At 72.8% G+C, this 22,379-nt stretch carries 20 protein-coding genes; 13 read left to right on the forward strand and 7 right to left on the reverse strand.

Annotated elements, in window-relative coordinates:
* The first annotated feature begins 84 nt into the window (after nucleotides 1-84).
* The 3 genes from lpdA to ABZ721_RS08600 all read left to right on the forward strand — a co-directional run bounded on the left by lpdA (nucleotide 85) and on the right by ABZ721_RS08600 (nucleotide 4,603).
* Nucleotides 85-1,473, forward strand: coding sequence for a dihydrolipoyl dehydrogenase (gene lpdA / locus ABZ721_RS08590; protein ID WP_358787858.1), 1,389 nt, complete (start codon nucleotides 85-87; stop codon nucleotides 1,471-1,473).
* Between the two features lie 49 nt (nucleotides 1,474-1,522).
* On the forward strand, nucleotides 1,523-3,340 hold the full coding sequence (sucB, locus tag ABZ721_RS08595; protein WP_358787859.1) for a 2-oxoglutarate dehydrogenase, E2 component, dihydrolipoamide succinyltransferase: 1,818 nt from the start codon (nucleotides 1,523-1,525) through the stop codon (nucleotides 3,338-3,340).
* A gap of 153 nt (nucleotides 3,341-3,493) precedes the next feature.
* Nucleotides 3,494-4,603, forward strand: coding sequence for a WYL domain-containing protein (locus ABZ721_RS08600; protein ID WP_358787860.1), 1,110 nt, complete (start codon nucleotides 3,494-3,496; stop codon nucleotides 4,601-4,603).
* Nucleotides 4,604-4,658: 55 nt separating this feature from the next.
* On the opposite strand, the gene ABZ721_RS08605 is transcribed toward ABZ721_RS08600, so the two are convergent.
* Nucleotides 4,659-5,636: an SDR family oxidoreductase gene (locus ABZ721_RS08605; RefSeq protein WP_358787861.1), complete on the reverse strand. Its 978-nt coding sequence runs from the start codon at nucleotides 5,634-5,636 to the stop codon at nucleotides 4,659-4,661.
* An 83-nt stretch (nucleotides 5,637-5,719) separates the two neighbouring features.
* On the opposite strand from ABZ721_RS08605, the gene ABZ721_RS08610 reads away from it, so the two are divergent.
* Both ABZ721_RS08610 and ABZ721_RS08615 read left to right on the forward strand, forming a co-directional pair.
* Complete coding sequence (locus tag ABZ721_RS08610; RefSeq protein WP_358787862.1) at nucleotides 5,720-6,715, forward strand: GNAT family N-acetyltransferase; 996 nt, start codon at nucleotides 5,720-5,722, stop codon at nucleotides 6,713-6,715.
* Nucleotides 6,716-6,858: 143 nt separating this feature from the next.
* A complete protein-coding gene (locus tag ABZ721_RS08615) occupies nucleotides 6,859-7,371 on the forward strand; it encodes a DUF4240 domain-containing protein (RefSeq protein WP_358788015.1) in 513 nt (170 codons plus the stop codon).
* Between the two features lie 129 nt (nucleotides 7,372-7,500).
* Here the strand turns inward: ABZ721_RS08615 and ABZ721_RS08620 are convergent, their stop codons facing one another.
* Nucleotides 7,501-8,001 carry a GNAT family N-acetyltransferase gene (locus tag ABZ721_RS08620; RefSeq protein ID WP_358787863.1) on the reverse strand — a complete coding sequence of 167 codons (501 nt, stop codon included), beginning with the start codon at nucleotides 7,999-8,001 and terminating at the stop codon, nucleotides 7,501-7,503.
* A 66-nt stretch (nucleotides 8,002-8,067) separates the two neighbouring features.
* On the opposite strand from ABZ721_RS08620, the gene ABZ721_RS08625 reads away from it, so the two are divergent.
* Both ABZ721_RS08625 and ABZ721_RS08630 read left to right on the forward strand, forming a co-directional pair.
* Nucleotides 8,068-8,970 (forward strand): TIGR01777 family oxidoreductase, encoded by a 903-nt coding sequence (locus tag ABZ721_RS08625; RefSeq protein ID WP_358787864.1) that lies wholly within the window; start codon nucleotides 8,068-8,070, stop codon nucleotides 8,968-8,970.
* A gap of 199 nt (nucleotides 8,971-9,169) precedes the next feature.
* On the forward strand, nucleotides 9,170-10,522 hold the full coding sequence (locus ABZ721_RS08630) for an NAD(P)/FAD-dependent oxidoreductase (RefSeq protein ID WP_358787865.1): 1,353 nt from the start codon (nucleotides 9,170-9,172) through the stop codon (nucleotides 10,520-10,522).
* Between the two features lie 115 nt (nucleotides 10,523-10,637).
* Here ABZ721_RS08630 and ABZ721_RS08635 read toward each other — a convergent pair whose 3' ends face one another.
* The gene (locus ABZ721_RS08635) at nucleotides 10,638-12,170 is read right to left on the reverse strand and encodes a regulator (RefSeq protein WP_358787866.1); all 1,533 of its coding nucleotides are present in this window, start codon (nucleotides 12,168-12,170) and stop codon (nucleotides 10,638-10,640) included.
* Between the two features lie 316 nt (nucleotides 12,171-12,486).
* Here ABZ721_RS08635 and lipB point away from each other — a divergent pair, with 316 nt between their 5' ends.
* From lipB to ABZ721_RS08655, 4 genes are all read left to right on the forward strand, one after another.
* Nucleotides 12,487-13,266 carry a lipoyl(octanoyl) transferase LipB gene (gene lipB, locus ABZ721_RS08640; RefSeq protein WP_358787867.1) on the forward strand — a complete coding sequence of 260 codons (780 nt, stop codon included), beginning with the start codon at nucleotides 12,487-12,489 and terminating at the stop codon, nucleotides 13,264-13,266.
* A 149-nt stretch (nucleotides 13,267-13,415) separates the two neighbouring features.
* Nucleotides 13,416-14,393 carry a lipoyl synthase gene (gene lipA, locus ABZ721_RS08645; protein ID WP_358787868.1) on the forward strand — a complete coding sequence of 326 codons (978 nt, stop codon included), beginning with the start codon at nucleotides 13,416-13,418 and terminating at the stop codon, nucleotides 14,391-14,393.
* A 243-nt stretch (nucleotides 14,394-14,636) separates the two neighbouring features.
* Nucleotides 14,637-14,879, forward strand: coding sequence for a hypothetical protein (locus ABZ721_RS08650; protein WP_358787869.1), 243 nt, complete (start codon nucleotides 14,637-14,639; stop codon nucleotides 14,877-14,879).
* 68 nt (nucleotides 14,880-14,947) lie between these two features.
* On the forward strand, nucleotides 14,948-15,628 hold the full coding sequence (locus ABZ721_RS08655; RefSeq protein WP_358788016.1) for a DUF4191 domain-containing protein: 681 nt from the start codon (nucleotides 14,948-14,950) through the stop codon (nucleotides 15,626-15,628).
* A 127-nt stretch (nucleotides 15,629-15,755) separates the two neighbouring features.
* Here the strand turns inward: ABZ721_RS08655 and ABZ721_RS08660 are convergent, their stop codons facing one another.
* The gene (locus ABZ721_RS08660; RefSeq protein WP_358787870.1) at nucleotides 15,756-16,223 is read right to left on the reverse strand and encodes an RDD family protein; all 468 of its coding nucleotides are present in this window, start codon (nucleotides 16,221-16,223) and stop codon (nucleotides 15,756-15,758) included.
* Nucleotides 16,224-16,436: 213 nt separating this feature from the next.
* Here ABZ721_RS08660 and glnA point away from each other — a divergent pair, with 213 nt between their 5' ends.
* Nucleotides 16,437-17,846, forward strand: coding sequence for a type I glutamate--ammonia ligase (gene glnA / locus ABZ721_RS08665; protein WP_358787871.1), 1,410 nt, complete (start codon nucleotides 16,437-16,439; stop codon nucleotides 17,844-17,846).
* Nucleotides 17,847-17,902: 56 nt separating this feature from the next.
* On the opposite strand, the gene ABZ721_RS08670 is transcribed toward glnA, so the two are convergent.
* Nucleotides 17,903-18,901, reverse strand: coding sequence for a DUF5937 family protein (locus tag ABZ721_RS08670; RefSeq protein ID WP_358787872.1), 999 nt, complete (start codon nucleotides 18,899-18,901; stop codon nucleotides 17,903-17,905).
* Nucleotides 18,902-18,967: 66 nt separating this feature from the next.
* On the opposite strand from ABZ721_RS08670, the gene ABZ721_RS08675 reads away from it, so the two are divergent.
* Nucleotides 18,968-20,212, forward strand: a complete 1,245-nt coding sequence (locus tag ABZ721_RS08675; RefSeq protein ID WP_358787873.1) for an MFS transporter — start codon at nucleotides 18,968-18,970, stop codon at nucleotides 20,210-20,212.
* A 4-nt stretch (nucleotides 20,213-20,216) separates the two neighbouring features.
* Here ABZ721_RS08675 and ABZ721_RS08680 read toward each other — a convergent pair whose 3' ends face one another.
* The gene (locus ABZ721_RS08680; protein ID WP_358787874.1) at nucleotides 20,217-21,506 is read right to left on the reverse strand and encodes a HAMP domain-containing sensor histidine kinase; all 1,290 of its coding nucleotides are present in this window, start codon (nucleotides 21,504-21,506) and stop codon (nucleotides 20,217-20,219) included.
* Nucleotides 21,503-22,246, reverse strand: coding sequence for a hypothetical protein (locus ABZ721_RS08685; protein ID WP_358787875.1), 744 nt, complete (start codon nucleotides 22,244-22,246; stop codon nucleotides 21,503-21,505). The genes ABZ721_RS08680 and ABZ721_RS08685 overlap by 4 nt, the downstream gene beginning before the upstream one ends.
* Nucleotides 22,247-22,379: the final 133 nt, after the last annotated feature.

Genomic DNA, 22,379 nt, shown 5'->3' on the forward strand with positions numbered 1-22,379 from the left:
GTTTTCAGACATAGCGGCCGATAAACAGCCGCCGCCCGGTCACCACAGACCGGCTCCGGCGTACCCATGCATGGAGGACGTGACGTGGCGAACGACGCCAGCACCGTTTTCGACCTAGTGATCCTCGGCGGCGGCAGTGGCGGTTACGCCGCGGCGCTGCGCGCGGCGCAGCTGGGCCTGGACGTCGCCCTGATCGAGAAGAACAAGCTCGGTGGCACGTGCCTGCACAACGGCTGCATCCCCACAAAGGCTCTGCTGCACGCGGGCGAGATCGCCGACCAGGCTCGTGAGAGCGAGCAGTTCGGTGTCAAGACCACTTTCGACGGCATCGACATGGCCGGTGTCCACAAGTACAAGGACGACGTGATCGCGGGCCTGTACAAGGGCCTGCAGGGGCTGGTCGCCAGCCGCAAGATCACTTACGTCGCGGGCGAGGGCCGGGTGTCCTCCCCCACCACCGTCGATGTGAACGGCGAGCGCTACACCGGCCGCCACCTCCTGCTGGCGACCGGCTCCGTGCCGAAGTCGCTGCCGGGCCTGAACATCGACGGCGACCGCATCATCTCCTCGGACCACGCGCTGGTCCTGGACCGCGTCCCGAAGTCCGCGATCGTGCTGGGCGGCGGCGTCATCGGCGTCGAGTTCGCCTCCGCGTGGAAGTCCTTCGGCGCGGACATCACGATCATCGAGGGCCTGCCGCACCTGGCCCCGCTGGAGGACGAGAACAGCTCCAAGCTGCTCGAGCGCGCCTTCCGCAAGCGCGGCATCAAGTTCAACCTCGGCACCTTCTTCGACAAGGCCGAGTACACGGCCGACGGTGTGAAGGTGACCCTCGCCGACGGCAAGCAGTTCGAGGCCGAGATCCTGCTCGTGGCCGTCGGCCGCGGCCCCGTCTCGCAGGGCCTGGGCTACGAGGAGGCGGGTGTCGCGATCGACCGCGGCTACGTCACCGTCGACGAGTACATGCAGACCAACGTGCCCACGATCTCGGCCGTCGGTGACCTCGTCCCGACCCTCCAGCTCGCGCACGTCGGCTTCGCCGAGGGCATCCTGGTAGCAGAGCGGCTGGCCGGCCTCAAGGCCGTGCCGATCGACTACGACGGCGTTCCGCGCGTCACGTACTGCCACCCGGAGGTCGCCTCCGTCGGTATCACCGAGGCGAAGGCCAAGGAGCTGTACGGCGCCGACAAGGTCGTCACGCTGAAGTACAACCTCGCGGGCAACGGCAAGAGCAAGATCCTCAAGACCGCGGGCGAGATCAAGCTCGTCCAGGTCAGGGATGGCGCCGTCGTCGGCGTCCACATGGTCGGTGACCGTATGGGCGAGCAGGTCGGCGAAGCCCAGCTGATCTACAACTGGGAAGCGCTGCCGGCCGAGGTGGCCCAGCTCATCCACGCGCACCCGACGCAGAGCGAGGCGCTCGGCGAGGCCCACCTGGCCCTCGCGGGCAAGCCGCTGCACTCGCACGACTAAGCCCCTCAGCACGCACCCATCCGCACAGATCGTTAGGAGCAACCGCAACATGGCGGTTTCCGTAACCCTTCCGGCGCTCGGCGAGAGCGTGACCGAGGGCACCGTCACCCGTTGGCTCAAGGCCGAGGGTGAGCGCGTCGAGGCCGACGAGCCGCTGCTCGAGGTGTCGACCGACAAGGTCGACACCGAGATCCCGTCGCCCGCCTCCGGCATTCTGGCCTCCATCAAGGTGGCCGAGGACGAGACGGTCGAGGTCGGCGCAGAGCTGGCCATCATCGACGACGGCTCGGGCGCGCCCGCTGCCGCCGAGGCGCCGGCCCAGGCCCCCGCCGAGGTCCCCTCCACCGAGGCGTCCAGCCCGGCCGAGGCCCCCGCACCGGCACCGGTCGCCGAGGCCCCTGCCGCCGAGGCTCCCGCTGCCGAGGCGCCTGCCGCCGAAGCCCCCGCCGCCGCCTCGGGTTCGTCCGAGGGCACCCCGGTCCTGCTGCCCGCACTGGGCGAGTCGGTCACCGAGGGCACCGTCACCCGTTGGCTCAAGGCGGTCGGCGAGACCGTCGAGGCCGATGAGCCGCTGCTCGAGGTCTCCACCGACAAGGTCGACACCGAGATCCCGGCCCCGACCGGTGGTGTCCTCCTGGAGATCCTCATCAACGAGGACGAGACCGCCGAGGTCGGCACCAAGCTCGCCGTCATCGGCGCCGCCGGCTCCGCTCCGGCCGCTGCCCCGGCCGCCGCCGCCCCGGCTCCGGCCGCCGCTCCGGCCCCCGCCGCCCCGGCACCGGCTCCGGCCCCCGCCGCGCCGGCCGCGGCCCCGGCTCCGGCCGCCCCGGCCCCGCAGGCCCAGGCACCGGCTCCGGCCGCGCCCGCCGCCCCGGCTCCGGCACCCGCCGCTCCCGCCCAGGCCCCGGCCGCCGCTCCGGCACCGGCCACCTCGGGTGACGACGGCGCGTACGTGACCCCGCTGGTCCGCAAGCTCGCCTCCGAGAACAGCGTGGACCTGTCCTCGGTCAAGGGCACCGGCGTCGGTGGCCGCATCCGCAAGCAGGACGTCATCGCCGCCGCGGAGGCCGCCAAGGCCGCCGCAGCGAGCGCCGCCGCCCCCGCCGCCGCCGCGTCCGCTCCGAAGGCCGCCCCCGTGGCGTCCCCGCTGCGCGGCCAGACGGTCAAGATGACCCGCATGCGCAAGGTCATCGGCGACAACATGATGAAGGCGCTGCACAGCCAGGCGCAGCTCACCAGCGTGGTCGAGGTGGACATCACCAAGATCATGCAGATGCGCAACAAGGCCAAGGACGCGTTCGCGCAGCGCGAGGGCGTCAAGCTCTCGCCGATGCCGTTCTTCGTCAAGGCCGCGGCCCAGGCGCTGAAGGCCCACCCGGTCGTCAACGCCCGGATCAACGAGGACGAGGGCACCATCACCTACTTCGACTCCGAGAACATCGGGATCGCGGTGGACTCCGAGAAGGGTCTGATGACTCCGGTCATCAAGGGTGCGGGCGACCTCAACATCGCGGGGATCTCGAAGCGGACCGCGGAGCTGGCCGGCAAGGTCCGGGCGAGCAAGATCAGCCCGGACGAGCTGTCCGGCGCCACGTTCACGATCAGCAACACCGGCTCGCGCGGTGCGCTGTTCGACACGGTGATCGTGCCCCCGAACCAGGCCGCCATCCTGGGCATCGGCGCGACCGTCAAGCGTCCGGTGGTCATCGAGACCGCCGAGGGCACCGTCATCGGCGTCCGCGACATGACGTACCTGGCGCTCTCCTACGACCACCGCCTGGTGGACGGCGCCGACGCGGCCCGTTACCTGACGGCCGTCAAGGAGATCCTGGAGGCTGCCGAGTTCGAGACCGAGATCGGCCTCTGAGACTCCGGCCGCCTTCGACCGCGTCCCTGACGCGGTAGGGCCATCGCAGTGCGACGCCCCCGTCCCGGTTCTCCGGGCCGGGGGCGTCGGCGTTGCGCGGGGCGGGTCGTACGGGGTTGTACGCGATGGGCTGTACAGGACGGGAGGCACCACATGCGGGCCGCGCGGCTGATCCACCTCGTGCTGCTGCTCCAGAACCGCGGCTCGATGCGGGCCGCCGAGCTGGCGGAGGCGCTGGAGGTCTCGGAGCGCACCGTCGCCCGGGACGTGCTGGCCCTGTCGGAGGCGGGCGTGCCGGTGTACGCCGAGCGCGGCAGGGCCGGCGGCTACCGGCTCGTCGGCGGGTACCGGACGCGCCTGACGGGGCTGGGACGGAACGAGGCGGAGGCGCTGTTCCTGTCCGGGGTGCCGGGGGCGCTGCGCGACATGGGGCTGGAGGACACCGGGTCCGCCGCCCGGCTCAAAGTCACGGCGGCCCTGCTGCCCGAGCTGCGGGACGCCTCGCACTCCGCCGCCCAGCGCTTCCACCTGGACGCGCCCGGCTGGTACCAGGAGCCGGAGACGCCCCCGCTGCTGCCCGCCCTCGCCGACGCCGTCTGGGACGACCGCGTCGTGTCCGCCCGCTACCGGCGGGGCGAGCGGGAGGTGGAGCGGGAGCTGGAACCGTACGGCCTGGTCCTGAAAGGCGGCATCTGGTACCTGGCGGCGCGGACGCGACCGGCCGGGCAGTACCGGGTCTACCGCGTGGACCGCTTCACGGCTGTGGAGCCGGGGTCGACGGAGCCGGGGTCGACGGAGCCGGGGTGGGGGGCGGGGTCCGGGGCGGGGGCGGGGTCGGCGGAGTCCGGCTCCCCCGGTGGCCGCTTCGAGCGCGACCCCGGCTTCGACCTGCCCGGGTTCTGGGCACGGCGCGCCGCCGAGTTCGCCCGCGCGATCCTGCGCGACGAGGTGGTCGTACGGCTCACGGAGGCGGGCGCGCGGCGGCTGCCGGCCGTGGTCGACCGGGCCGCCGCGCAGGCGGCGCTGGACGCGGCCGGCCCGCCCGACGGGCGGACCGGCGTCACCGTCACCCTCCCGGTGGAGTCACTCGACGTCGCCTTCACACAGCTGCTCGCACTCGGCCCCGAGGCGGAGGTCCTCGCGCCGGACGGGCTGCGCGAGCGCTTCGCGGAGGCGGCCCGGACGATGGCGGCGCGGTACGCCGAGCGGGAGCCGCCGGACGACGGTGATACGCCGGACGACGGCGATCCGCAGGGGCCCTGACGAACGCCCTCCTACCGGGCGCCCACCTCCCGGGCGCCCACCTCCCGCGCGCCTCCTACCGGTACTCCTCCACCGGCGCGTCCTTCGCGCCGGACGCCACCTCCGCCAGGTAGCGCCAGGCGTCCGGGCGCGAGCCGTCCGTGTCCGTGAACCCGTACACCTGGGCGAGCTGGCCACTCGACAGCGACTGGCCGTTCCAGCGCGCCACGTCCGGGTCCGTGGCCAGCGCCGTGACAGCCCGGCCGATGAAGGCCGGGGACTCCGCGATGACGAAGTGCGGGCTGACCTTCGCCCCGTCGCGCCAGTTCTCCTCGGTCACCCCGAACGTGTCGAGCATCTGCTCGGAGCGCAGGAAGCCCGGGGTGAGGGAGACGGCGGTGCAGCCGTACTCCTCCAGCTCCTTCCCCAGTCCGAACGCGATGCGGATCGGGACGTTCTTGGTGACGTCGAAGAACAGGCTGTTGCGGTACTCCTTGTTGGTCTCGGCCGTGCCGTCGGTGATCTCCACCACCAGGCCGCCGCGGTTGCGGATCAGCAGCGGCAGCGCGCAGTGGCTGGTGATCAGGTGGCTGTCGACGCCGAGGCGCAGCATCCGCAGGCCCTTCGCCAGGTCGATGTCCCACATCTTGGTGTCGAAGTCGATGTAGGCCTCGCCGCCCCAGGTGTCGTTCACCAGGACGTCGAGCCGCCCGTGGTCGCGGTCGATCCGGTCGACGAGCGCGCGGACCTGCTCGGGGTCCAGGTGGTCGGTCGGCACCGCGATGCCGGTGCCGCCGGCCGCGTCGATCAGCTCCGCGGTCTCCTCGATGGTCTCGGGGCGGTTCACCTCGCTGCGGCGCTCGCGCGTCGTGCGGCCGGTCGCGTAGACCACGGCGCCCGCCCGGCCGAGTTCGACGGCCATGGCCCTCCCGGCGCCTCGGGTGGCTCCGGCGACGAGGACGACCTTGCCGTCGAGCCTGCCCTCGGGCGCGCCGGGGAGCCCGCCCGTCGGAGAGCCCCCGAACCCGTCATCGTCATTCTGCTTGTCGGCCATGCCGGACCTCCTGTAGTGGTACGTACTGCACGACCGTCGCAGCCATACCCGACACCCTGTGTCAGGTTTCCTCCGGAGGCATCTTGCCGCTCCACATAGACCTGCTGACCGACCCCACCGGCGCGCAGCTGCACGACTGGTACCAGGTGCTGGCCGCGGCCCTCGGCCACGACCTGCCCGGCGATCCGGTGCCCTCGCCCGAGGACGTGTACGCGCAGCTCGCGACGCCGAGCGCGTACAGCCGCAAGCTGCTGTGGCTGGCGCGGAACACGGCGGGAGCGCCGGTGGGAACCGCCGCGCTGCGGCTGTTCGACGAGCCGGGGCGCACCCACCTCGCCTCCCTGGAGCTGTACTCGCACCCCGCCCACCGCCGGCTCGGCGCCGGCTCCCGGCTGCTGGGCACCGCCGTGGGGGCGGCGCGGGACGACGGGCGGCGCAGCCTGATCACCAGGACCACGGTCGGCACCCCCGGGGACCGCTTCCTCGCCACCCGAGCCTTCACCCCGGTGCTGAAGCTCACCTGGCGGCGGCTGCGCTTCGACAGCATGGACGCCGCCGCGATCGGCGCGGCCGCCGCCGAGCCGCACCCGGGCTACCGGCTGGAGAGTTGGGAGGGCGTCGCCCCGGACGCCCTGGTCGATGCCTTCGCGCTGGCCAGGCAGTCCATGGACGACATGCCGACCGGCGGGATGGACCTCGGCCACGTGCCGTGGACCGCCGAGCGGGTCCGGTCCGTCGCCGAGGTCTTCGCCAAGCGCGGCGAACAGCTGATCACCGTGGCCGCCATCAGCGAGGCGGACGGTTCAGTGGCCGGTTACACCGAGCTGGTCGTGCCGGCCGACAGCGGCGGGCGGGCGCTGCAGCACGACACGGCCGTCGTCCCGCGCCACCGCGGGCACGGCCTCGGGCGCTGGATGAAGGCGTCGATGATCCAGCGGGTCGCGGCCGGGCAGCCCGCGGTGACGGAGATCGAGACCGACAACGCCGACGACAACCGGCACATGGTCGCGATCAACGCGGGGCTCGGTTTCGTGCCGGTGCGGCAGACCGTGGAGTACCAGCTGAGCCTGACGGAATAAGTCCTTCCGTCGCGTTCCGCGACCGCTTGGGGGACGCTCTGCGACGTCATCCGGCCAATGAGGCCAAACGTGCGTAACGACACGGGCGCATACGGGGCACTCCGCGTGCGTCCGGCCCCGGCAACCGGGAAGCTGGACGCGTGATGGACGAGACGGAGTTCTGGGAGATCATCGACAGCACCCGCGCGGCCGCGGACGGTGATCCGGAGGAACAGGCCGATCTGCTGATCGAGCGGCTCGCGCTGCTCGATCCGGACTCGGTGACGGACTTCGCGCGGCATTTCGAGACCCGCTTCGCGCGGGCCTTCCGCTGGGACGTGTGGAGCGCCGCGGACATCATGCTGGGCGGCGCGGACGACGAGGCGTTCGACTTCTTCCGCTGCTGGCTGATCGGCCAGGGCCGGCACGTCTTCGAGGGCGCCCTGCACAGCCCCGACGACCTGGCCTTCCTCGTCGCGGACTTCGACCCGGAGGTCGACGGCGACGCCGAGGAGCTGGGTTACGCGGCGGACGAGGCGTACGAGCAGCTCACCGGGGTGCGGCTGCCCGACCTGGAGCTGCCGCGGCCCGGGGACCCGGAGGGCGAGCAGATCGACATGGACGACACGGATCTCCTGGCGGACCGTTTCCCCAAGCTGTGGGCCCGCTTCGCCTGAGGCGCCCGGCCGGGCCGGCGTGACGGTCCGACTGACCGGGCCGGCGTGCCTGACCGGTCGGTCGGACCGGCCGGGCGCGCCCGGCGCGGCTGACACGTGAGCACGCGGCTCACGCGGGCTGACGCGTGCTCACGCTGCGGCGAGGTCCAGCGGCCGGCCCATCAGCACGTCGTCCACGTACGTGCCCTCCAGCAGGAACTCGCCCGGCAGCACGCCCTCGACGGTGAACCCCATCGACTCGTAGAGCCGCCGCGCCGGGGCGTTGTGGCCGAGCACCCGCAGGGTCATGCGGGTCGCGCCCTGCCGGCCCGCCTCCCGCAGCGCCTCGTCCATCAGCCGGCGGGCGACACCCCGGCCGCGGGCCCAGGTGTCCACGGCGAGCCCCTGGATCTGGCGGACGTGCGCGTTGCACGGCAGCGGGGTGGGCGACACGATCCGCACGTAGCCCGCCAACCGCCCGTCGACCTGGGCGACCAGGATCCCCTCGGGGGTGTGCCGCTCGTCGAAGAACGGCTTGTCGGCGTCGGGCCGCGGCAGCACCGCGTGCAGGAAGGACCAGGTGCGGATATCGATCCCGACGAGGTCCGCCTCGTCGGCGTAGCTCGCCGAACGGACTATCACATCTGACATACCGGCAACTCTGCCACGTACGCCTCCCGGCCCACCTGCCCCCCGTCAGGTTCCTCCGCAGGCAGAATGGGGGGCATGCGTATCGCAGTCACCGGCGCGTCTGGTCTCATCGGCTCCGCCCTCTCCCGTTCCCTCCGCACCGACGGCCACGACATCGTCCGCCTGGTCCGGCGCGAACCCGCCGGCCCGGACGAGGTGCGCTGGGACCCCGCGCGCGAGTTCGTCGACACCAAGGGGCTGACGGGCTGCGACGCGGTCGTCCACCTCGCCGGGGCGGGTGTCGGCGACCACCGCTGGACCGCCGCGTACAAGAAGGAGATCCACGACAGCCGCGTCCTCGGCACCACCGCGATCGCCCGGGCCGTGGCGTCCCTCGACACCCCGCCCAAGGTCCTCGTCTGCGGCACCGCGATCGGGTACTACGGCGACACCGGCGACCGGGCGGTGGACGAGGACGCGCCGGGCGGCGACAACTTCCTCGCCGGGGTGGTCCGGGACTGGGAGGCCGCCGCGGAGCCCGCGGCGGCGGCCGGCGTCCGGACCGCGTTCGCCCGCACCGGGCTCGTCGTCTCCAGCAAGGGCGGCGCCTGGGGGCGGCTGTTCCCGCTCTTCAACGCCGGTCTCGGCGGCCGGCTGGGCGACGGGCGGCAGTACTGGAGCTTCATCTCCCTGCACGACGAGATCGCCGCGTTCCGCCACATCATCGACACCGAGACCCTCTCGGGACCGGTGAACCTGACGGCGCCCGAGCCCCTCACCAACCGTGAGGTGACCGCGGCGATGGGCCGCGTCATGCGCCGCCCGACCCTCGCCACCGCCCCCGCGTTCGCCCTGCGCATCGCGCTCGGCGAGTTCGCCGAGGACGTGCTGATGAGCCAGCGCGTGCTGCCGCGGCGGCTGCTCGACTCGGGCTTCACGTTCGCCTTCCCGGGCATCGAGGAGAGCATCAGGGCGGCGCGCGGGCGCTGAACGGCCGCGCGGGGCACCGGAGGAGCCCGCGCAGCCGTGGGGCCGCGGGGGCGCTTATCGGCCGCTTCGCGGGCACTCAGTGCCGAAAGGCTGAATCGCACCCTGCACCCAGTGCATCAGCCACCGGTGATGAGGGCATGACCCCTACCAGCGCCAGCTGACGCGAGCGGGGAACGAAGCCAACCTCCGGAGGGGCATCGTGCTCTCAACAGCACGGCAAGCGGACGTCGTCGTGATCGGGGCCGGACTCGCAGGTCTCGCAGCGGCACACCATCTGACCAGCGCGGGGCTCACCGTGACGGTGCTGGAGGCGGGGTCACGGGTGGGTGGCCGAATGGCCACCGACACCGTGGACGGCTTCCGGCTCGACCACGGGCCGCAGCTGCTCAACATGTCCAATCCCGACCTCCGGCACACCCCGGGGCTCCAGGGACTGCAGCTGCGGCCGTTCGCCCCCGGCGCCCTCGTGCGGGCCGGCGGCCGCGGCTACCGCGTCGGTGACAGTCGCGGCACACGGGCCCGCGCGGTGTTCTCCGCGGCGCGCACCCCGCTGGGCGACACCCTCGACCGGGCGGGCCTCGGCACCGCGCTCAACCGGCTGGCCGCCACGTCCGCCGCGCGCCTGCTCGCCCGCCCCGAGACCACCGCGGACGCCGCCCTCGCCGCGCGCGGCTTCGCGCCGCGCCTGGTCGACGGCTTCCTGCGCCCGCTGCTCGAGGCCCTGCTCTGCGACCCGGACCTCACCACCTCCAGCCGCTGCGCCGACCTCGTGCTGCGCGGCTTCGCCCGCGGCGGCACCTGTCTGCCCGCCGCCGGCGCCGCCACCGTCCCGCAACGCCTCGCCGCCGCACTGCCGCCGGACACCGTGCGGCTCGGTGTCCGGGCCACCGCCGTCTCCGTCAACGCCGTCGCCACCGTCGCCGCGGAAGGCGCCGACGGCGCTGACCGCCTCGGGGGCGGGAGCGGGGGCAGGGAGGGCCAACTGCCGTGCCGGGCGGTGGTGGTGGCCACCGGCGCCCGCGCCGCGGGCGAACTCCTGCCGGGGCTGCGGGTGCCCGCCTTCCACCCCGTCACGGTCGTCCACCACGCCGCGCCCCGGTCGCCGCTGCGCGAGCCCCTCCTGGTCCTGGACGCCGACCGGCACGGGCCCGTCTCGCACACGCTGCCGGCCAGCGAACTCGACCCCTCCCGCGCCCCGTCGGGCCGCGCCCTCGTGACGTCCGTCCTCCTCGGCCCCCAGGAGAACGGCGGCGCCGACGACATCGCCGTCCGCAAGCACCTGGCGGAGCTGTACGAGACCTCGACGGACGACTGGGAGCCGCTGGCGGCCCACCACGACCCCGAGGCGGTCCCGGTGATGACCGCCCCGCACGACGTACGGCGCCCGGTGCGGCTGCTGAGCGGCCTCTACGTCTGCGGCGACCACCGCGACACCAGCACCGTCCAGGGCGCGCTCGTCTCCGGCCGCCGCGCCGCCGGCCACCTCCTGGCGGACTTCGGCTACCGCCCGGCGGCAACCGTCATCCCCCAGCAGGAGGAGGACGCGGCCTGACGCCGGGTGCACGGGAGTTCCTGCCCCGGGAGTTCCTGCCCCGGGAACCAGGGTCCGGGGCATGAACTCCGTTGTTCAGCAGGTGAGTTGGTGCGCGCGAGTTCCGCGCGGGAGTTCAGCCGACGGCCAGCCCCAGCGCCGCCGCCCGCTCGAAGAACCCGCGCCCGGGCCCGCTCTCCCGGAACGGCTCCAGTCGTCTCGCGAAGTCCCGTACGTACTCCACCGCCCGCAGGGAGCGCATCTCGGTCGCCTGCTGCATCGCCTCGCCCGCCAGCACGCACGCCAGGTCCACCTCCCCCAGCCCCAGCCGCGCCGTCGCCAGCACCGTGCGGCAGAACACCCGGCTGCGCGCGTACGCCGGCCCTCGCAGTTGGAGCGAGCGCTCGGCGTACTGCGCCGAGGCCCGGTACTGCTGCAGGTCCCGGTGGCAGTGGCCGAACTCGTCCGCGAGCTGCGCCTCGTCGAAGAACCGTGCCCAGTGCGGGACCTCGTCCCCCGCCCGGGCCGCCTCCAGCGAGCGCTCCGCGCGCGCGAGCGCCGCCGAGCAGGCCCGCATCTCGCCGAGCAGGCCGTGCCCGCGCGCCTCCGCGGCGTGCAGCAGGGCCTGCACGACGGGGGGCGCGCTCGTGCCGACCCCCTGCTGCGCGACCCGCGCCAGCTGGACCGCCTCGCGTCCGTGCGCGAGGTACACGGCCTGGCGGCTCATCGTGACGAGGACGTAGCCGCCGTAGACGCGGTCGCCCGACGCCTGGGCGAGGCGCAGGGCCTGGACGAAGTAGCGCTGGGCGAGGCCGTGGGCGCCGATGTCGTAGGAGGTCCAGCCGGCCAGCCGCGTCAGGTCGGCGACGGCGCCGAACAGCCGTCGGCCGAGGACCTCGCCGTACGTGCCGCGCAGCATCGGCTCGGCCTCGTGCTCCAGGTAGCGGACGAGCGCCTGGCGGGCGTGGCCGCCGCCGTAGGTGTTGTCGAGGGAGCGGAAGAGGTCCCCGACCGAGCGCAGCGCGGCGATGTCGCCCATGGTGACGCGCTGGCGGGGGACGGCGGCGCGGCCCGGCCCGTGGCCGCGCGTCTGCGCGGGGATCCGGGCCGGCCGGGCCGCGCGCTCGGGTTCGGACGCCGCCGTTCCGGCGCCGGTCGCCGCCCCTCCCCCGTGCGGCCCTCCCCCGTGCGTGCCTGCCGCGTGCGCGCCTCCCCCGTGCGCCACGCGTTCGTCGGGGCGCCCGATGAGCCAGTCGCGGCTGGGCACCACCAGCCCGGCCGGCGTGAACGCGATCTTGCGCAGCTCGGCCTGGCTGCCGGTGTCCTTGCGCCACAGCCCGCTGATGATGTCGATCGCCTCCTCAGGCCCCGCGGCGAACTCCAGGCCCGCGTAGACCGGCGCGCAGGCGTCGAGTCCGATGTCCTGGGCGGAGAGCCGGCGCCCCAGCCGCCGGGTGAAGACCTCGGCGATGAGCGCGGGCGTGGTGCCGCGTGGCTGCTGGCCGCGCAGCCAGCGCGTCACGGAGGTCTTGTCGTAGCGCAGGTCCAGGCCGTGCTCGATACCGAGCTGATCGACCCGGCGGGCGAGCCCCGCGTTGGAGAAGCCGGCCTCCGAGATCAGGGTGGCGAGCTGGCGGTTGGGGGAACGCTGCGGGGATCGGTCCGTCATCGGCGGTGCGGTCCACTTCCTTGGAGGAACGGAAATGCGTGAATGTAACGACCTGTAGTGCCGCGCTCACCGCCTGAGCCGCAGGTTCCCCCGAATGGGTGACAGTCCGTCCCATTGACGGGTAAACGCCTGCCTTCCGGTCGCCGACCGTGGTATCGACCCGGCCCCGCCGAGGGCTGCCGCCGTCCGAGCCCTGCCCCGGCTCGACCCCCGCTGCCGTCCCGGCTCGACTCCCGCTGCCGTCCCGGCTCCGTCCCTCCCCCGGCCCGGTCGTACAGTTGCAGGGGCGCCAACGAGGCGACTACGAGGAGCTGACGTGACTGACCTGCACTTCGTCCACCTGGGCTTCGGGGCGGACGCCGTCGAGTACCAGGAGGCGTGGCAGGAGCAGCGCCGGGTGCACGCCGCGCGCTTCGAGGACGAGATCCCCGACACCTGCCTTCTGCTGGAGCACCCGCCGGTCTACACCGCGGGCCGCCGCACCGCCGACAACGAGCGCCCGCTGGACGGCACGCCGGTCGTCGACGTCGACCGCGGCGGCAAGATCACCTGGCATGGCCCGGGGCAGCTCGTCGGCTACCCCATCCTCAAGCTGCCGCGCCCGGTCGACGTCGTCGCGCACGTGCGCCGGCTGGAGGACGCGCTGATCGCGACCTGCGCCGAGTTCGGCCTGGAGACCACCCGCATCGAGGGCCGCAGCGGCGTCTGGGTGCTGGGCGACCCTGTCGAGCAGCGCCCGACGGGCGGCCTGACGCTCGACTTCGACCCGCGCTTGGGCGACGAGGAGTTCGACGCCCGGCTGAACGGGCCCGAGTACGCCCCGTCCAACGCCGGCCAGCGCCGGGAGGACCGGAAGCTCGCGGCCATCGGCATCCGCGTCGCCAAGGGCGTGACGATGCACGGCTTCGCGATCAACTGCGACCCCGACAACACCTGGTTCGACCGCATCGTGCCCTGCGGCATCCGCGACGCCGGGGTGACCTCGCTCTCCAACGAGCTGGGCCGCGACATCTCCGTCACCGACGTCGTGCCGGTGGTCGAGAAGCACCTGCGGGCGGTGCTGGAATCCGCGGCGCCGCTGCCGCGGGCCGTGTAGGGAACGGGCCGCGGGCCGTCACCCCCTTGGGGGAATGCCCCCATGAGGCCGATGGTTGGCTCTGTTCGTACAGGTACAAACAACGGGCGTACCCTGGGGTTCGCCGAAGATTCGAAGACACGCTGCTGGTGGAAGGGGAGTACCGGACGATGTCCGCTGTCGCACCCGACGGACGCAAGATGCTGCGCCTGGAAGTCCGGAACGCTCAGACCCCCATCGAGCGCAAACCCGAGTGGATCAAGACCCGGGCGAAGATGGGCCCCGAGTACACGAAGATGCAGGCGCTCGTGAAGAGCGAAGGCCTGCACACCGTGTGCCAGGAGGCCGGCTGTCCCAACATCTACGAATGCTGGGAGGACCGCGAGGCCACCTTCCTCATCGGCGGCGACCAGTGCACCCGGCGCTGTGACTTCTGCCAGATCGACACCGGCAAGCCGGCCGCGCTGGACCGCGACGAGCCGCGCCGCGTCGGCGAGTCCGTCGTGACGATGAACCTGAACTACGCCACCATCACCGGCGTCGCGCGCGACGACCTGGAGGACGGCGGAGCCTGGCTCTACGCGGAGACCGTGCGCCAGATCCACGCGCAGACCGCCGAGCGGGCCGAGGGCCACACCAAGGTCGAGCTGCTGATCCCGGACTTCAACGCGGTCCCCGAGCAGCTCGCCGAGGTCTTCTCGTCCCGGCCCGAGGTGCTCGCGCACAACGTCGAGACGGTGCCGCGCATCTTCAAGCGGATCCGCCCGGGCTTCCGCTACGAGCGCTCCCTCGAAGTGATCACCAAGGCCCGCGAGGCCGGGCTGGTCACCAAGTCCAACCTGATCCTGGGCATGGGCGAGGAGCGTTCCGAGGTCAGCCAGGCGCTGCGCGACCTGCACGACGCCGGCTGCGAGCTGATCACCATCACCCAGTACCTGCGGCCCTCGCCGCGGCACCACCCCGTCGAGCGCTGGGTGAAGCCGCACGAGTTCGTGGAGCTCAAGGACGAGGCCGACCAGATCGGCTACGCCGGTGTCATGTCCGGGCCGCTGGTCCGTTCGTCGTACCGCGCGGGCCGGCTCTTCCAGCAGGCGATGGACCGCCGCCGCGAAACGGGTGAGCACTCGGTGGCGGCACAGGCCGTCTGACGCTGCTGCCCGGCGGTGGGAAACCTGTCGGGCCATGTGAAACCCCTCACGGTGACGCGGGGCGCTCGCGCGCCGCGTCACCGGCCCTCACCAGGCGTGCGGCGCGGCGAACCGGAATCAGGGGCGGTTCCGAGGTTTCATGCGAGATTGACCGTGCGGTCACAGGCTGGTAACACAGTGTGGCGAGCCTGGTTCACGCACATCCATGCGATTCCGAGCCGTACTGAGTCCTGAGGGGGACCCATGCAGGTCGAGTCCGCACAGCGCCGGCAGAGCACCCTCCACCCGACCGTCACCGTCACCGGAGCCCTGCGTGCCATGGAGGCGCTGCTGCTCGGCGGAGGGCAGCAGACCGCCCGCCGCAACGCCTGGTCGGCCGTGGTCGAGGACCGCCGCCGGGCCAAGGATCGGCGCGAGGTGCAGCACGTGATCGAGGCGCTGAGCGCGCCCGCCACCGGCCGCCACATGGGGCCGGATTCCTTCTGACGGCCCGGTCGGCCCCTTGGGGGCCACCGATGCGCCCACCGGCGCGCGGGCCACGTATCCTGTGCCGCATGGCGAGGAAGGAAACATCCGAGAACCCTGGGCGTCTTTCACAGATCGTTCAGACCTACAAGATGACCAGGCGGGCCGACTCCAAGGTCGGGCTCGTCGTTGCGGCTGTGGGAATCGTCACCTTCGGTGTCATCCTCGCCCTCGGCTTCTTGATCGACCACCCCATCTACGCGGGCATCCTGGGCTTGCTGTTCGCGTTCCTCGCGATGGCCATCGTCTTCGGCCGCCGCGCCGAGAAGGCAGCCTTCGGGCAGCTGGAGGGCCAGGTGGGTGCCGCCGCGGCGGTGCTGGACAACGTGGGCCGCGGCTGGACCGTGACCCCGGCGGTCGCGATGAACAAGAGCCAGGACGTGGTGCACCGCGCGGTGGGCAAGGCCGGCGTGGTGCTGGTCGGCGAGGGCAACCCGAACCGGGTGAAGGCCCTGCTCGGCGCCGAGAAGAAGAAGGTGGCGCGCGTCGTGTTCGACGTGCCGATCACCGACATCATCGTCGGCAACGAAGAGGGCCAGGTCCCGCTCAAGAAGGTGCGCACGACGCTGCTCAAGCTGCCGCGCGTGCTGGCCGGGCCGAAGGTCACCGAGGTCAACGACCGGCTGCGGTCGCTCGGCACGCTGATGAGCAACATGCCGATCCCGAAGGGTCCGATGCCGAAGGGCATGCGGATGCCGAAGGGCCGCTGACGTCCGCACCACCACTGATCGCAACGCCCTCGCGGGCCGGGAAGCCGGTTCGCGAGGGCGTTATTCGTTCCCGCGGCACTGGACCGGGCCCTCGTGCCGGATCCGGTCGCCGGATCCGGACCTCGCGCTAGATCCGGACCTCGACCGACCGGGCGGCCTTGTCGTGCAGCCCGCGGCCGTCGCGGTCCCAGATCAGGGCCGGGACCACCAGCAGGAGCAGGACCGTACGGAGCACCACGGGGCCGATGCGGAGCCGTCCGCCGCCCAGCGTGACGACCCGCAGGCCGAGCAGCCGCTTGCCGGGGGTGCTGCCGACGGTGGCGAGGGTCAGGACGCTCAGGACGCCGAAGAGCGCCAGCGTCCAGGGATTGGACGCGTGGACGTCACGGTGGGCGATCAGGCCGTATGCGATCACCAGGCACAGCATCCAGTCGACGAAGACCGCGACGAACCGCCGGCCGACGCCGCCCAGCGAACCCGGCCCTTCCTTCGGCAGCCCCAGGCGTTCGCCCCGGTAGCCGAAATCCGTGCCCATCTGCTCGGCCGCCGCGCGCGGTCCGGAGAGCCACGACCCGAGTGCATCCCTGTTGTCCACCCGTCCACCGTACTGTGCCGTCCCGGCTCACCCGTACGGTCCCTTCGGCTCCGCCGCGCGGCGCCCACGACCTACCGGTTAACCTCGACGAAACAAATGGGTCATGCTTGGGAAATCCCCGATCCCTATGGTCGGGGCCAGCGTGCGCCATCGCACTGGCCGCGCCTCGTGTTGCCATCCCGGACTCTTCGAGCCGGGTCTAGGAGGAGTTGGATGTTCCAGAACGCCGACGACGTCAAGAAGTTCATCGCAGACGAGGACGTCAAGTTCATCGACGTCCGCTTCTGCGACCTGCCCGGAGTCATGCAGCACTTCACGGTCCCGGTCAGCACCTTCGACCCGACCGAGACGCTGATGTTCGACGGGTCGTCGATCCGCGGCTTCCAGGCCATCCACGAGTCCGACATGGCGCTCGTCCCCGACCTCACCACGTCGCGCCTGGACGCGTTCCGCAAGGACAAGACGCTCAACATCAACTTCTTCATCCACGACCCGATCACCGGCGAGCAGTACAGCCGTGACCCGCGGAACGTGGCGAAGAAGGCCGAGGCGTACCTCGCGTCGTCCGGCATCGCCGACACCGCGTACTTCGGCCCCGAGGCCGAGTTCTACGTCTTCGACAGCGTGCGCTTCGCGACCACCGCCAACGAGTCGTACTACCACATCGACTCCGAGGCCGGCGCCTGGAACACCGGCTCCGAGGACAACAACCGCGGCTACAAGGTCCGCTACAAGGGCGGGTACTTCCCGATCCCGCCGGTCGACCACTTCGCCGACCTCCGTGCCGAGATCTCCCTGGAGCTGGAAGCGTCCGGCCTGCAGGTCGAGCGCCAGCACCACGAGGTGGGCACGGCCGGCCAGGCCGAGATCAACTACAAGTTCAACACGCTGCTCGCCGCGGCCGACGACCTCATGCTCTTCAAGTACATCGTGAAGAACGTCGCCTGGCGCAACGGCAAGACCGCGACCTTCATGCCGAAGCCGATCTTCGGTGACAACGGCTCGGGCATGCACGTCCACCAGTCCCTGTGGACCGAGGGCGTGCCGCTGTTCTACGACGAGCAGGGCTACGCGGGCCTCTCGGACACCGCCCGGTACTACATCGGCGGCATCCTCAAGCACGCCCCGTCGCTGCTCGCCTTCACCAACCCGACGGTGAACTCGTACCACCGCCTGGTGCCCGGCTTCGAGGCCCCGGTCAACCTGGTCTACTCCCAGCGCAACCGGTCCGCCGCGATCCGCATCCCGATCACGGGCGCCAACCCGAAGGCCAAGCGCATCGAGTTCCGCGCGCCGGACCCGTCGTCCAACCCGTACCTGGCGTTCTCGGCGCTCCTGATGGCCGGCCTGGACGGCATCAAGAACAAGATCGAGCCGGCCGAGCCGGTCGACAAGGACCTCTACGAGCTCGCCCCCGAAGAGCACGCGGGCGTCCCCCAGGTCCCGACCTCGCTCCCGGCCGTCCTCGAGGCCCTCGAGAACGACCACGAGTACCTGCAGGCCGGCGGTGTCTTCACCAGCGACCTGATCGAGACCTGGATCGACTACAAGCGCACCCAGGAGATCGCCCCGATCGCCCTGCGCCCGCACCCGCACGAGTTCGAGATGTACTTCGACCTCTAAACGGTCCGGTCCGCGTACCTGAGCCCGGGTGCCCTCCTCACGGAGGGCACCCGGGCTCAGTCGTCGGTGGGGGTGGTGGCGGTGAGGGCTTCGCCCAGGGGGGTTCGGTAGTAGAGGACCGAGCGGCCCGAGCGGGCCCGGTGCAGGAGGCCGGCCTTGCGGAGGACGGTCAGGTGGTCGCCGACCGCTCCGGGGGCGAGGCGGAGGCTCTGGGCGAGCTGGGTGGTGCTCGCGGGCTGGTCCAGGGCGGCCAGCAGGCGGGAGCGGGAGCGGCCGAGGAGGTCGGCGAGGGCGTCCGGTTCGACGGCGTCGGGGGTCTCCCACAGGGCGGCCGTGCCGCGGGCGGGGTAGATGACCGCCTTCGGCCAGGGGTCGTCGAGGTAGGTGGCCAGGTGGGGCCAGACGAAGACCGACGGGATGAGCAGCAGTCCCTCGCCCGCGAGGGTGGTGACGCTGTCCCTCGCCAAGGTCCTGCTGCGGATGTCGATGCCGTCGGCGCGCCAGCGCAGGTCCGGGTGGAGGTCTTCGAGGGTGGCCGCCCAGCCCGAGCGGCCGAGGCGGCCGACCCGGTGGACGACGTCGCGCTCGCAGATGGCGCGCAGTTGCGGCCAGTCGCGGGCGAGCAGTTCGTGCCAGGCCTGGTCCAGGGCGTCGGCGACCCGCTCGACGACGTGGTCGCCGCGCAGCGCCGCCAGCACGCGCGGGTCGCGGGACGGGCGGGCGGCGAGGCACTGTTCGGCCTCCTCGTGGGCCTGGGACAGGCTCGTGGCGCGGATCGCCGCGATGTCGTCGTCCCAGGTCTGGTCGAGGCCGCGGGGCGGCAGCGCGACGAAGTTGGCGCCGAAGGTGCGGGTGTGGAGGGCGAGTGCCACGTCCAGGTCGGTCTCGCGGCGCAGCCGCTGGAAGACCGGCATCAGCCGGGCCGACCAGGCGGGCGGCAGCCGCTGGCGGGTGCGGCCCTCCAGGTGGCCGAGGAGGTTGCACAGCTCGAAGGCCGGGGAGAGCGCGAACCGGCTGCGCAGCAGGTCGTCGGTGCCGAACTCGAATCGCCGCATGGGCGCAGCTTACGTCCCTGGACGTAGGAGTCGTCCGGGAGGGGACCGGGGAACAGGCTCGTGCCCATGACGTTCCACGCTGCTCCGCCCCGGCGGACCACCTACCGGGAAGTGCTGTCCGACCAGCGCTTCCGGCTGCTCTTCGGCACCCGGGCGATCACGATCACCGCCGACTCGCTGCGGATCCTGACCCTGTCGGTGCTGATCTTCGCGACCACCGGCTCCCCGCTCATGGGCGCCCTCACGTTCGGCATCGGGTTCCTGCCGCAGCTCGCCGGCTCGATGCTGCTCGGCTCGCTCGCCGACCGGGTCCGGCCGCGGCGGCTCATCGCCGCGGGGTACCTGCTGGAGTTCGCCGCGGCCGTCGCGATGGCGCTCGCGCACCTGCCGGTCGTCTGCATCCTGGTGCTCGTCGCCGTCGTGGCCTTCCTGACACCCGTCTTCCAGGGCGCCTCCAACCGCCTCGTCGCCGAGACGCTGACCGGCGACGCGTACGTGCTGGGGCGGTCGCTGTCCAGCATGTCGTCGTCCGCCGCCCAGTTGCTCGGGCTGGCGGGCGGCGGCATCGCCGTGACGTTCCTGGGCTCGCGGCACGCGCTGCTGCTGAGCGCGGGCGCGTACCTCGTCGCGGCGGTCGCCGTACGGCTGCGGCTGCCCGACCTGCCCGCCCCCCAGCGGAAGGCGGAGTCCGGGTCGCTGATGCGGCACAGCTGGGCGGGCAACCGGGCGCTGTTCGCCGACAGCCGGGTGCGCAAGCTGCTGCTCGCACAGTGGCTGCCGTCCGCCTTCGCGGCCAGCGCCGAGAGCCTGGTCGTGCCGTACGCCGGGCGGCGCGGGTTCCCCGACGGGACCGCCGGACTGCTGCTCGCCTGCCTGCCGGTCGGCATGCTCGTCGGCAACCTGGTCGTCGGACGCTTCGTGCGGCCCGCGACCCGCGAGCGCCTGGTCGCCGTGCTCGTCGCCGTCCTGGGTCTGCCGCTGCTCGGCTTCGCGCTCGGCCCGCCGTGGCCGCTCTGCGCGGTCCTGCTGCTGGTGACGGGCACCGGGTTCGCGTACAGCCTGGGGTTGCAGCGCTCGTTCCTCGACGCGCTCCCGGAGGCCAGCCGCGGGCAGGCGTTCGGGCTGCTCACGTCCGGGATGATGACCGTTCAGGGAGTGGGTCCCGCGCTCTTCGGGGCGGCGGCCGAGGTGGTGTCCGTGGGGGCGGCCATCTCGTGCGCCGGGATCGCGTCGCTGTGCATGGCGGGCTATCTGGCGCGGGGGGTCCCCGGCGCACGGCCGGTGCCTGCGGAGGCCGCCGAGACCGGATGAGCCCTCAGGACAGCGGGCCCGCGCCCGGCTCCGCGGGCTCCTCCGGCGTCGGGAGGACGAGCGTGGAGAGCGCGCCGCCGTCCGCCGCGTTGGTGAAGCGCAGCTCGGCCCCGATCGTGCGGGCCTGGCCGACGGCGATCGTCAGGCCCAGGCCGTGGCCCTTGTTGCCGTTGCTGGTGGGCTCGGTGCGGAACCGCTGCGGGCCGTGGTCGAGCAGGTAGCCGGGGTAGCCGTCGCCGTGGTCCCGGACGGTGATGGCGGGGCCGTCGACGGTCAGGACCACCGGGGGGCGGCCGTGCCGGTGGGCGTTGCCGATCAGGTTGCCGAGGACGCGTTCGAGACGCCGCTGGTCGGTGACGAGGCAGACGTCGCGGACGACGCGGACCTCGGCCGCCAGCCCCGACGCGGCGACCGCCCGCTCGGCCAGCAGCCCCAGGAAGTGGGCGTCCGGCTCGACCCGCTCGGTGCGGGAGTCGAGCCGGGAGATCTCCAGCAGGTCCTCGGTGAGCCGGCGCAGCGCCTGGACCCGGTCCTGGACCAGCTCGGTGGGACGGCCGGGCGGCAGCAGCTCGGCCGACGCGTGCAGCCCGGCCAGCGGCGTGCGCAGCTCGTGGGCGACGTCGGCGGTGAAGCGCTGCTCGCTCTGCAGCCGGCGCTGGAGGGACGCGGCCATGGCGTCCAGGGCCGCCGAGACGGCGGCGACCTCGTCCTGGGCGCTGGCCGGGCCGGTGGTGCGGGGATCGGCCACCCGGGCGTCGAGGTCGCCCGCGCTGATCCGGCGGGCGACGGCCGCGGTCCTGTGCAGCCGCCGCGTGACCCGGGAGACGGCGAAGACGCCGATCAGCAGGGTGCCGCCGATGGCCAGGGCGGACGACAGGATGATCGCCCGGTCCAGCCCCCTGATGCTCTCCGCGCTGCGGGTGTAGTCGAGCGGCACGGCCAGCGCCTTGCCGCCCGCGGGGCCGGCCGCCCACATCGTGCGGCGGCCGTTGAAGTCACCGAACATCGTGCCGCGCTCCCCGCGCAGCGCCAGCTCCCGCAGCCGGTCGGGGAGGTCCGGTGGGTTCAGCGCCGTGCCACGGCGCAGCGGGTCGCCCGCGATGTACGCCTGGGTCGCGGTGTCCAGCCTGCTCAGGGCGGCGGTACGGGCCTGGTGGACGGTCTGCCGGGTGACCATGACGTGCACGAGCGTGCCGAGCACCACCGCGACGACGCAGCACATCGCCGTGATGAAGACGGCGGCCTTCCAGTAGAGCGTCGCCGTCCAGGCCGGCAGCCGCCCGCGCCGCCTCACCGGGACCGCTTCCACGAGGAGTCGGCGTCGCCGCCGTCGAATCCGTAGCCGTGGCGCCGGCCGTGGCCGGGCGGCGGGGTGGCGCGCCGGTAGTCGTCGCTCTGGATGGCCATGGCCCGCGCCTGCGGGTCCCAGGCGTAGACCGTGCGCTGCTCGTACCCCTCGGACGGGGTCGGCTCCTGGACGATGAGGTCACCGCCCGCCACCTGCACGGACATGGGTTTCGTGACGGTCGCCAGGACGCGGGTCAGCACCCCGTCGTTCAGCGTGTAGCAGCGCAGCGCGAGGAAGCCGTCGACCATGTCGACGCCGAGGACGGCCTCGGCCTTCCCGTCGCCCGTCAGGTCGTAGTACTCGGGCCTGCGGATCGGGCACCCGGAGCGCCCGGCGGCACCCTCCGGGCAGGCGGCGGCCTTCGCGGCGGTCTCCTGGTCGAGCGCGTCCGTTCCGGTGCGCGCGTCCGGGGCGGCGGCCATCTCGGCCTGGATGACGGCGACCGGGTCCACCTTCCTGATGTCCCCCGAGACCACCTTGGGTATGCCGGGCACCGGCACGGCCCGTTCGTTCTCCGGCTCCCCGGGCTCCTCGGTGGCGGGCGGCCGGTTGGGCCAGAGCTTGGCGGGCGCGGACGCCATGGGCGTCGGCCCGGCGCTCTCGGCGTCGTTCGTCGCGGAGCATCCGGTCATCAGCACGGCGGCGCCCGTCCCCAGCAGGGCGAGCACGGTGCGGACGGCGGCCAAGTCTCTCCCTGCGGCGGATCGGGGACGGGGCGGGGACGGATCGGGCCCTGGATCCCGTCGGGGATCCCGGTGGCCCAGGTCTATTGTCCGACAGCCTCGTCGCGCGGGCCCGGCGCACGGATGTGCCGGTGGT

Source organism: Streptomyces sp. NPDC006733 (assembly GCF_040636125.1).
In the GTDB taxonomy this organism is placed as follows: domain Bacteria; phylum Actinomycetota; class Actinomycetes; order Streptomycetales; family Streptomycetaceae; genus Actinacidiphila.

What these genes read in the sequence shown, in the direction of transcription:
- sucB (WP_358787859.1), top strand. Translation starts at nt 1,523, where the DNA reads ATGGCGGTTTCCGTAACCCTTCCGGCGCTCGGCGAGAGCGTGACCGAG.
- ABZ721_RS08600 (WP_358787860.1), top strand. Translation starts at nt 3,494, where the DNA reads ATGCGGGCCGCGCGGCTGATCCACCTCGTGCTGCTGCTCCAGAACCGC.
- ABZ721_RS08605 (WP_358787861.1), bottom strand. Translation starts at nt 5,636, where the DNA reads ATGGCCGACAAGCAGAATGACGATGACGGGTTCGGGGGCTCTCCGACG.
- ABZ721_RS08615 (WP_358788015.1), top strand. Translation starts at nt 6,859, where the DNA reads ATGGACGAGACGGAGTTCTGGGAGATCATCGACAGCACCCGCGCGGCC.
- ABZ721_RS08620 (WP_358787863.1), bottom strand. Translation starts at nt 8,001, where the DNA reads ATGTCAGATGTGATAGTCCGTTCGGCGAGCTACGCCGACGAGGCGGAC.
- ABZ721_RS08625 (WP_358787864.1), top strand. Translation starts at nt 8,068, where the DNA reads ATGGGGGGCATGCGTATCGCAGTCACCGGCGCGTCTGGTCTCATCGGC.
- ABZ721_RS08635 (WP_358787866.1), bottom strand. Translation starts at nt 12,170, where the DNA reads ATGACGGACCGATCCCCGCAGCGTTCCCCCAACCGCCAGCTCGCCACC.
- lipA (WP_358787868.1), top strand. Translation starts at nt 13,416, where the DNA reads ATGTCCGCTGTCGCACCCGACGGACGCAAGATGCTGCGCCTGGAAGTC.
- ABZ721_RS08650 (WP_358787869.1), top strand. Translation starts at nt 14,637, where the DNA reads ATGCAGGTCGAGTCCGCACAGCGCCGGCAGAGCACCCTCCACCCGACC.
- ABZ721_RS08655 (WP_358788016.1), top strand. Translation starts at nt 14,948, where the DNA reads ATGGCGAGGAAGGAAACATCCGAGAACCCTGGGCGTCTTTCACAGATC.
- glnA (WP_358787871.1), top strand. Translation starts at nt 16,437, where the DNA reads ATGTTCCAGAACGCCGACGACGTCAAGAAGTTCATCGCAGACGAGGAC.
- ABZ721_RS08670 (WP_358787872.1), bottom strand. Translation starts at nt 18,901, where the DNA reads ATGCGGCGATTCGAGTTCGGCACCGACGACCTGCTGCGCAGCCGGTTC.
- ABZ721_RS08675 (WP_358787873.1), top strand. Translation starts at nt 18,968, where the DNA reads ATGACGTTCCACGCTGCTCCGCCCCGGCGGACCACCTACCGGGAAGTG.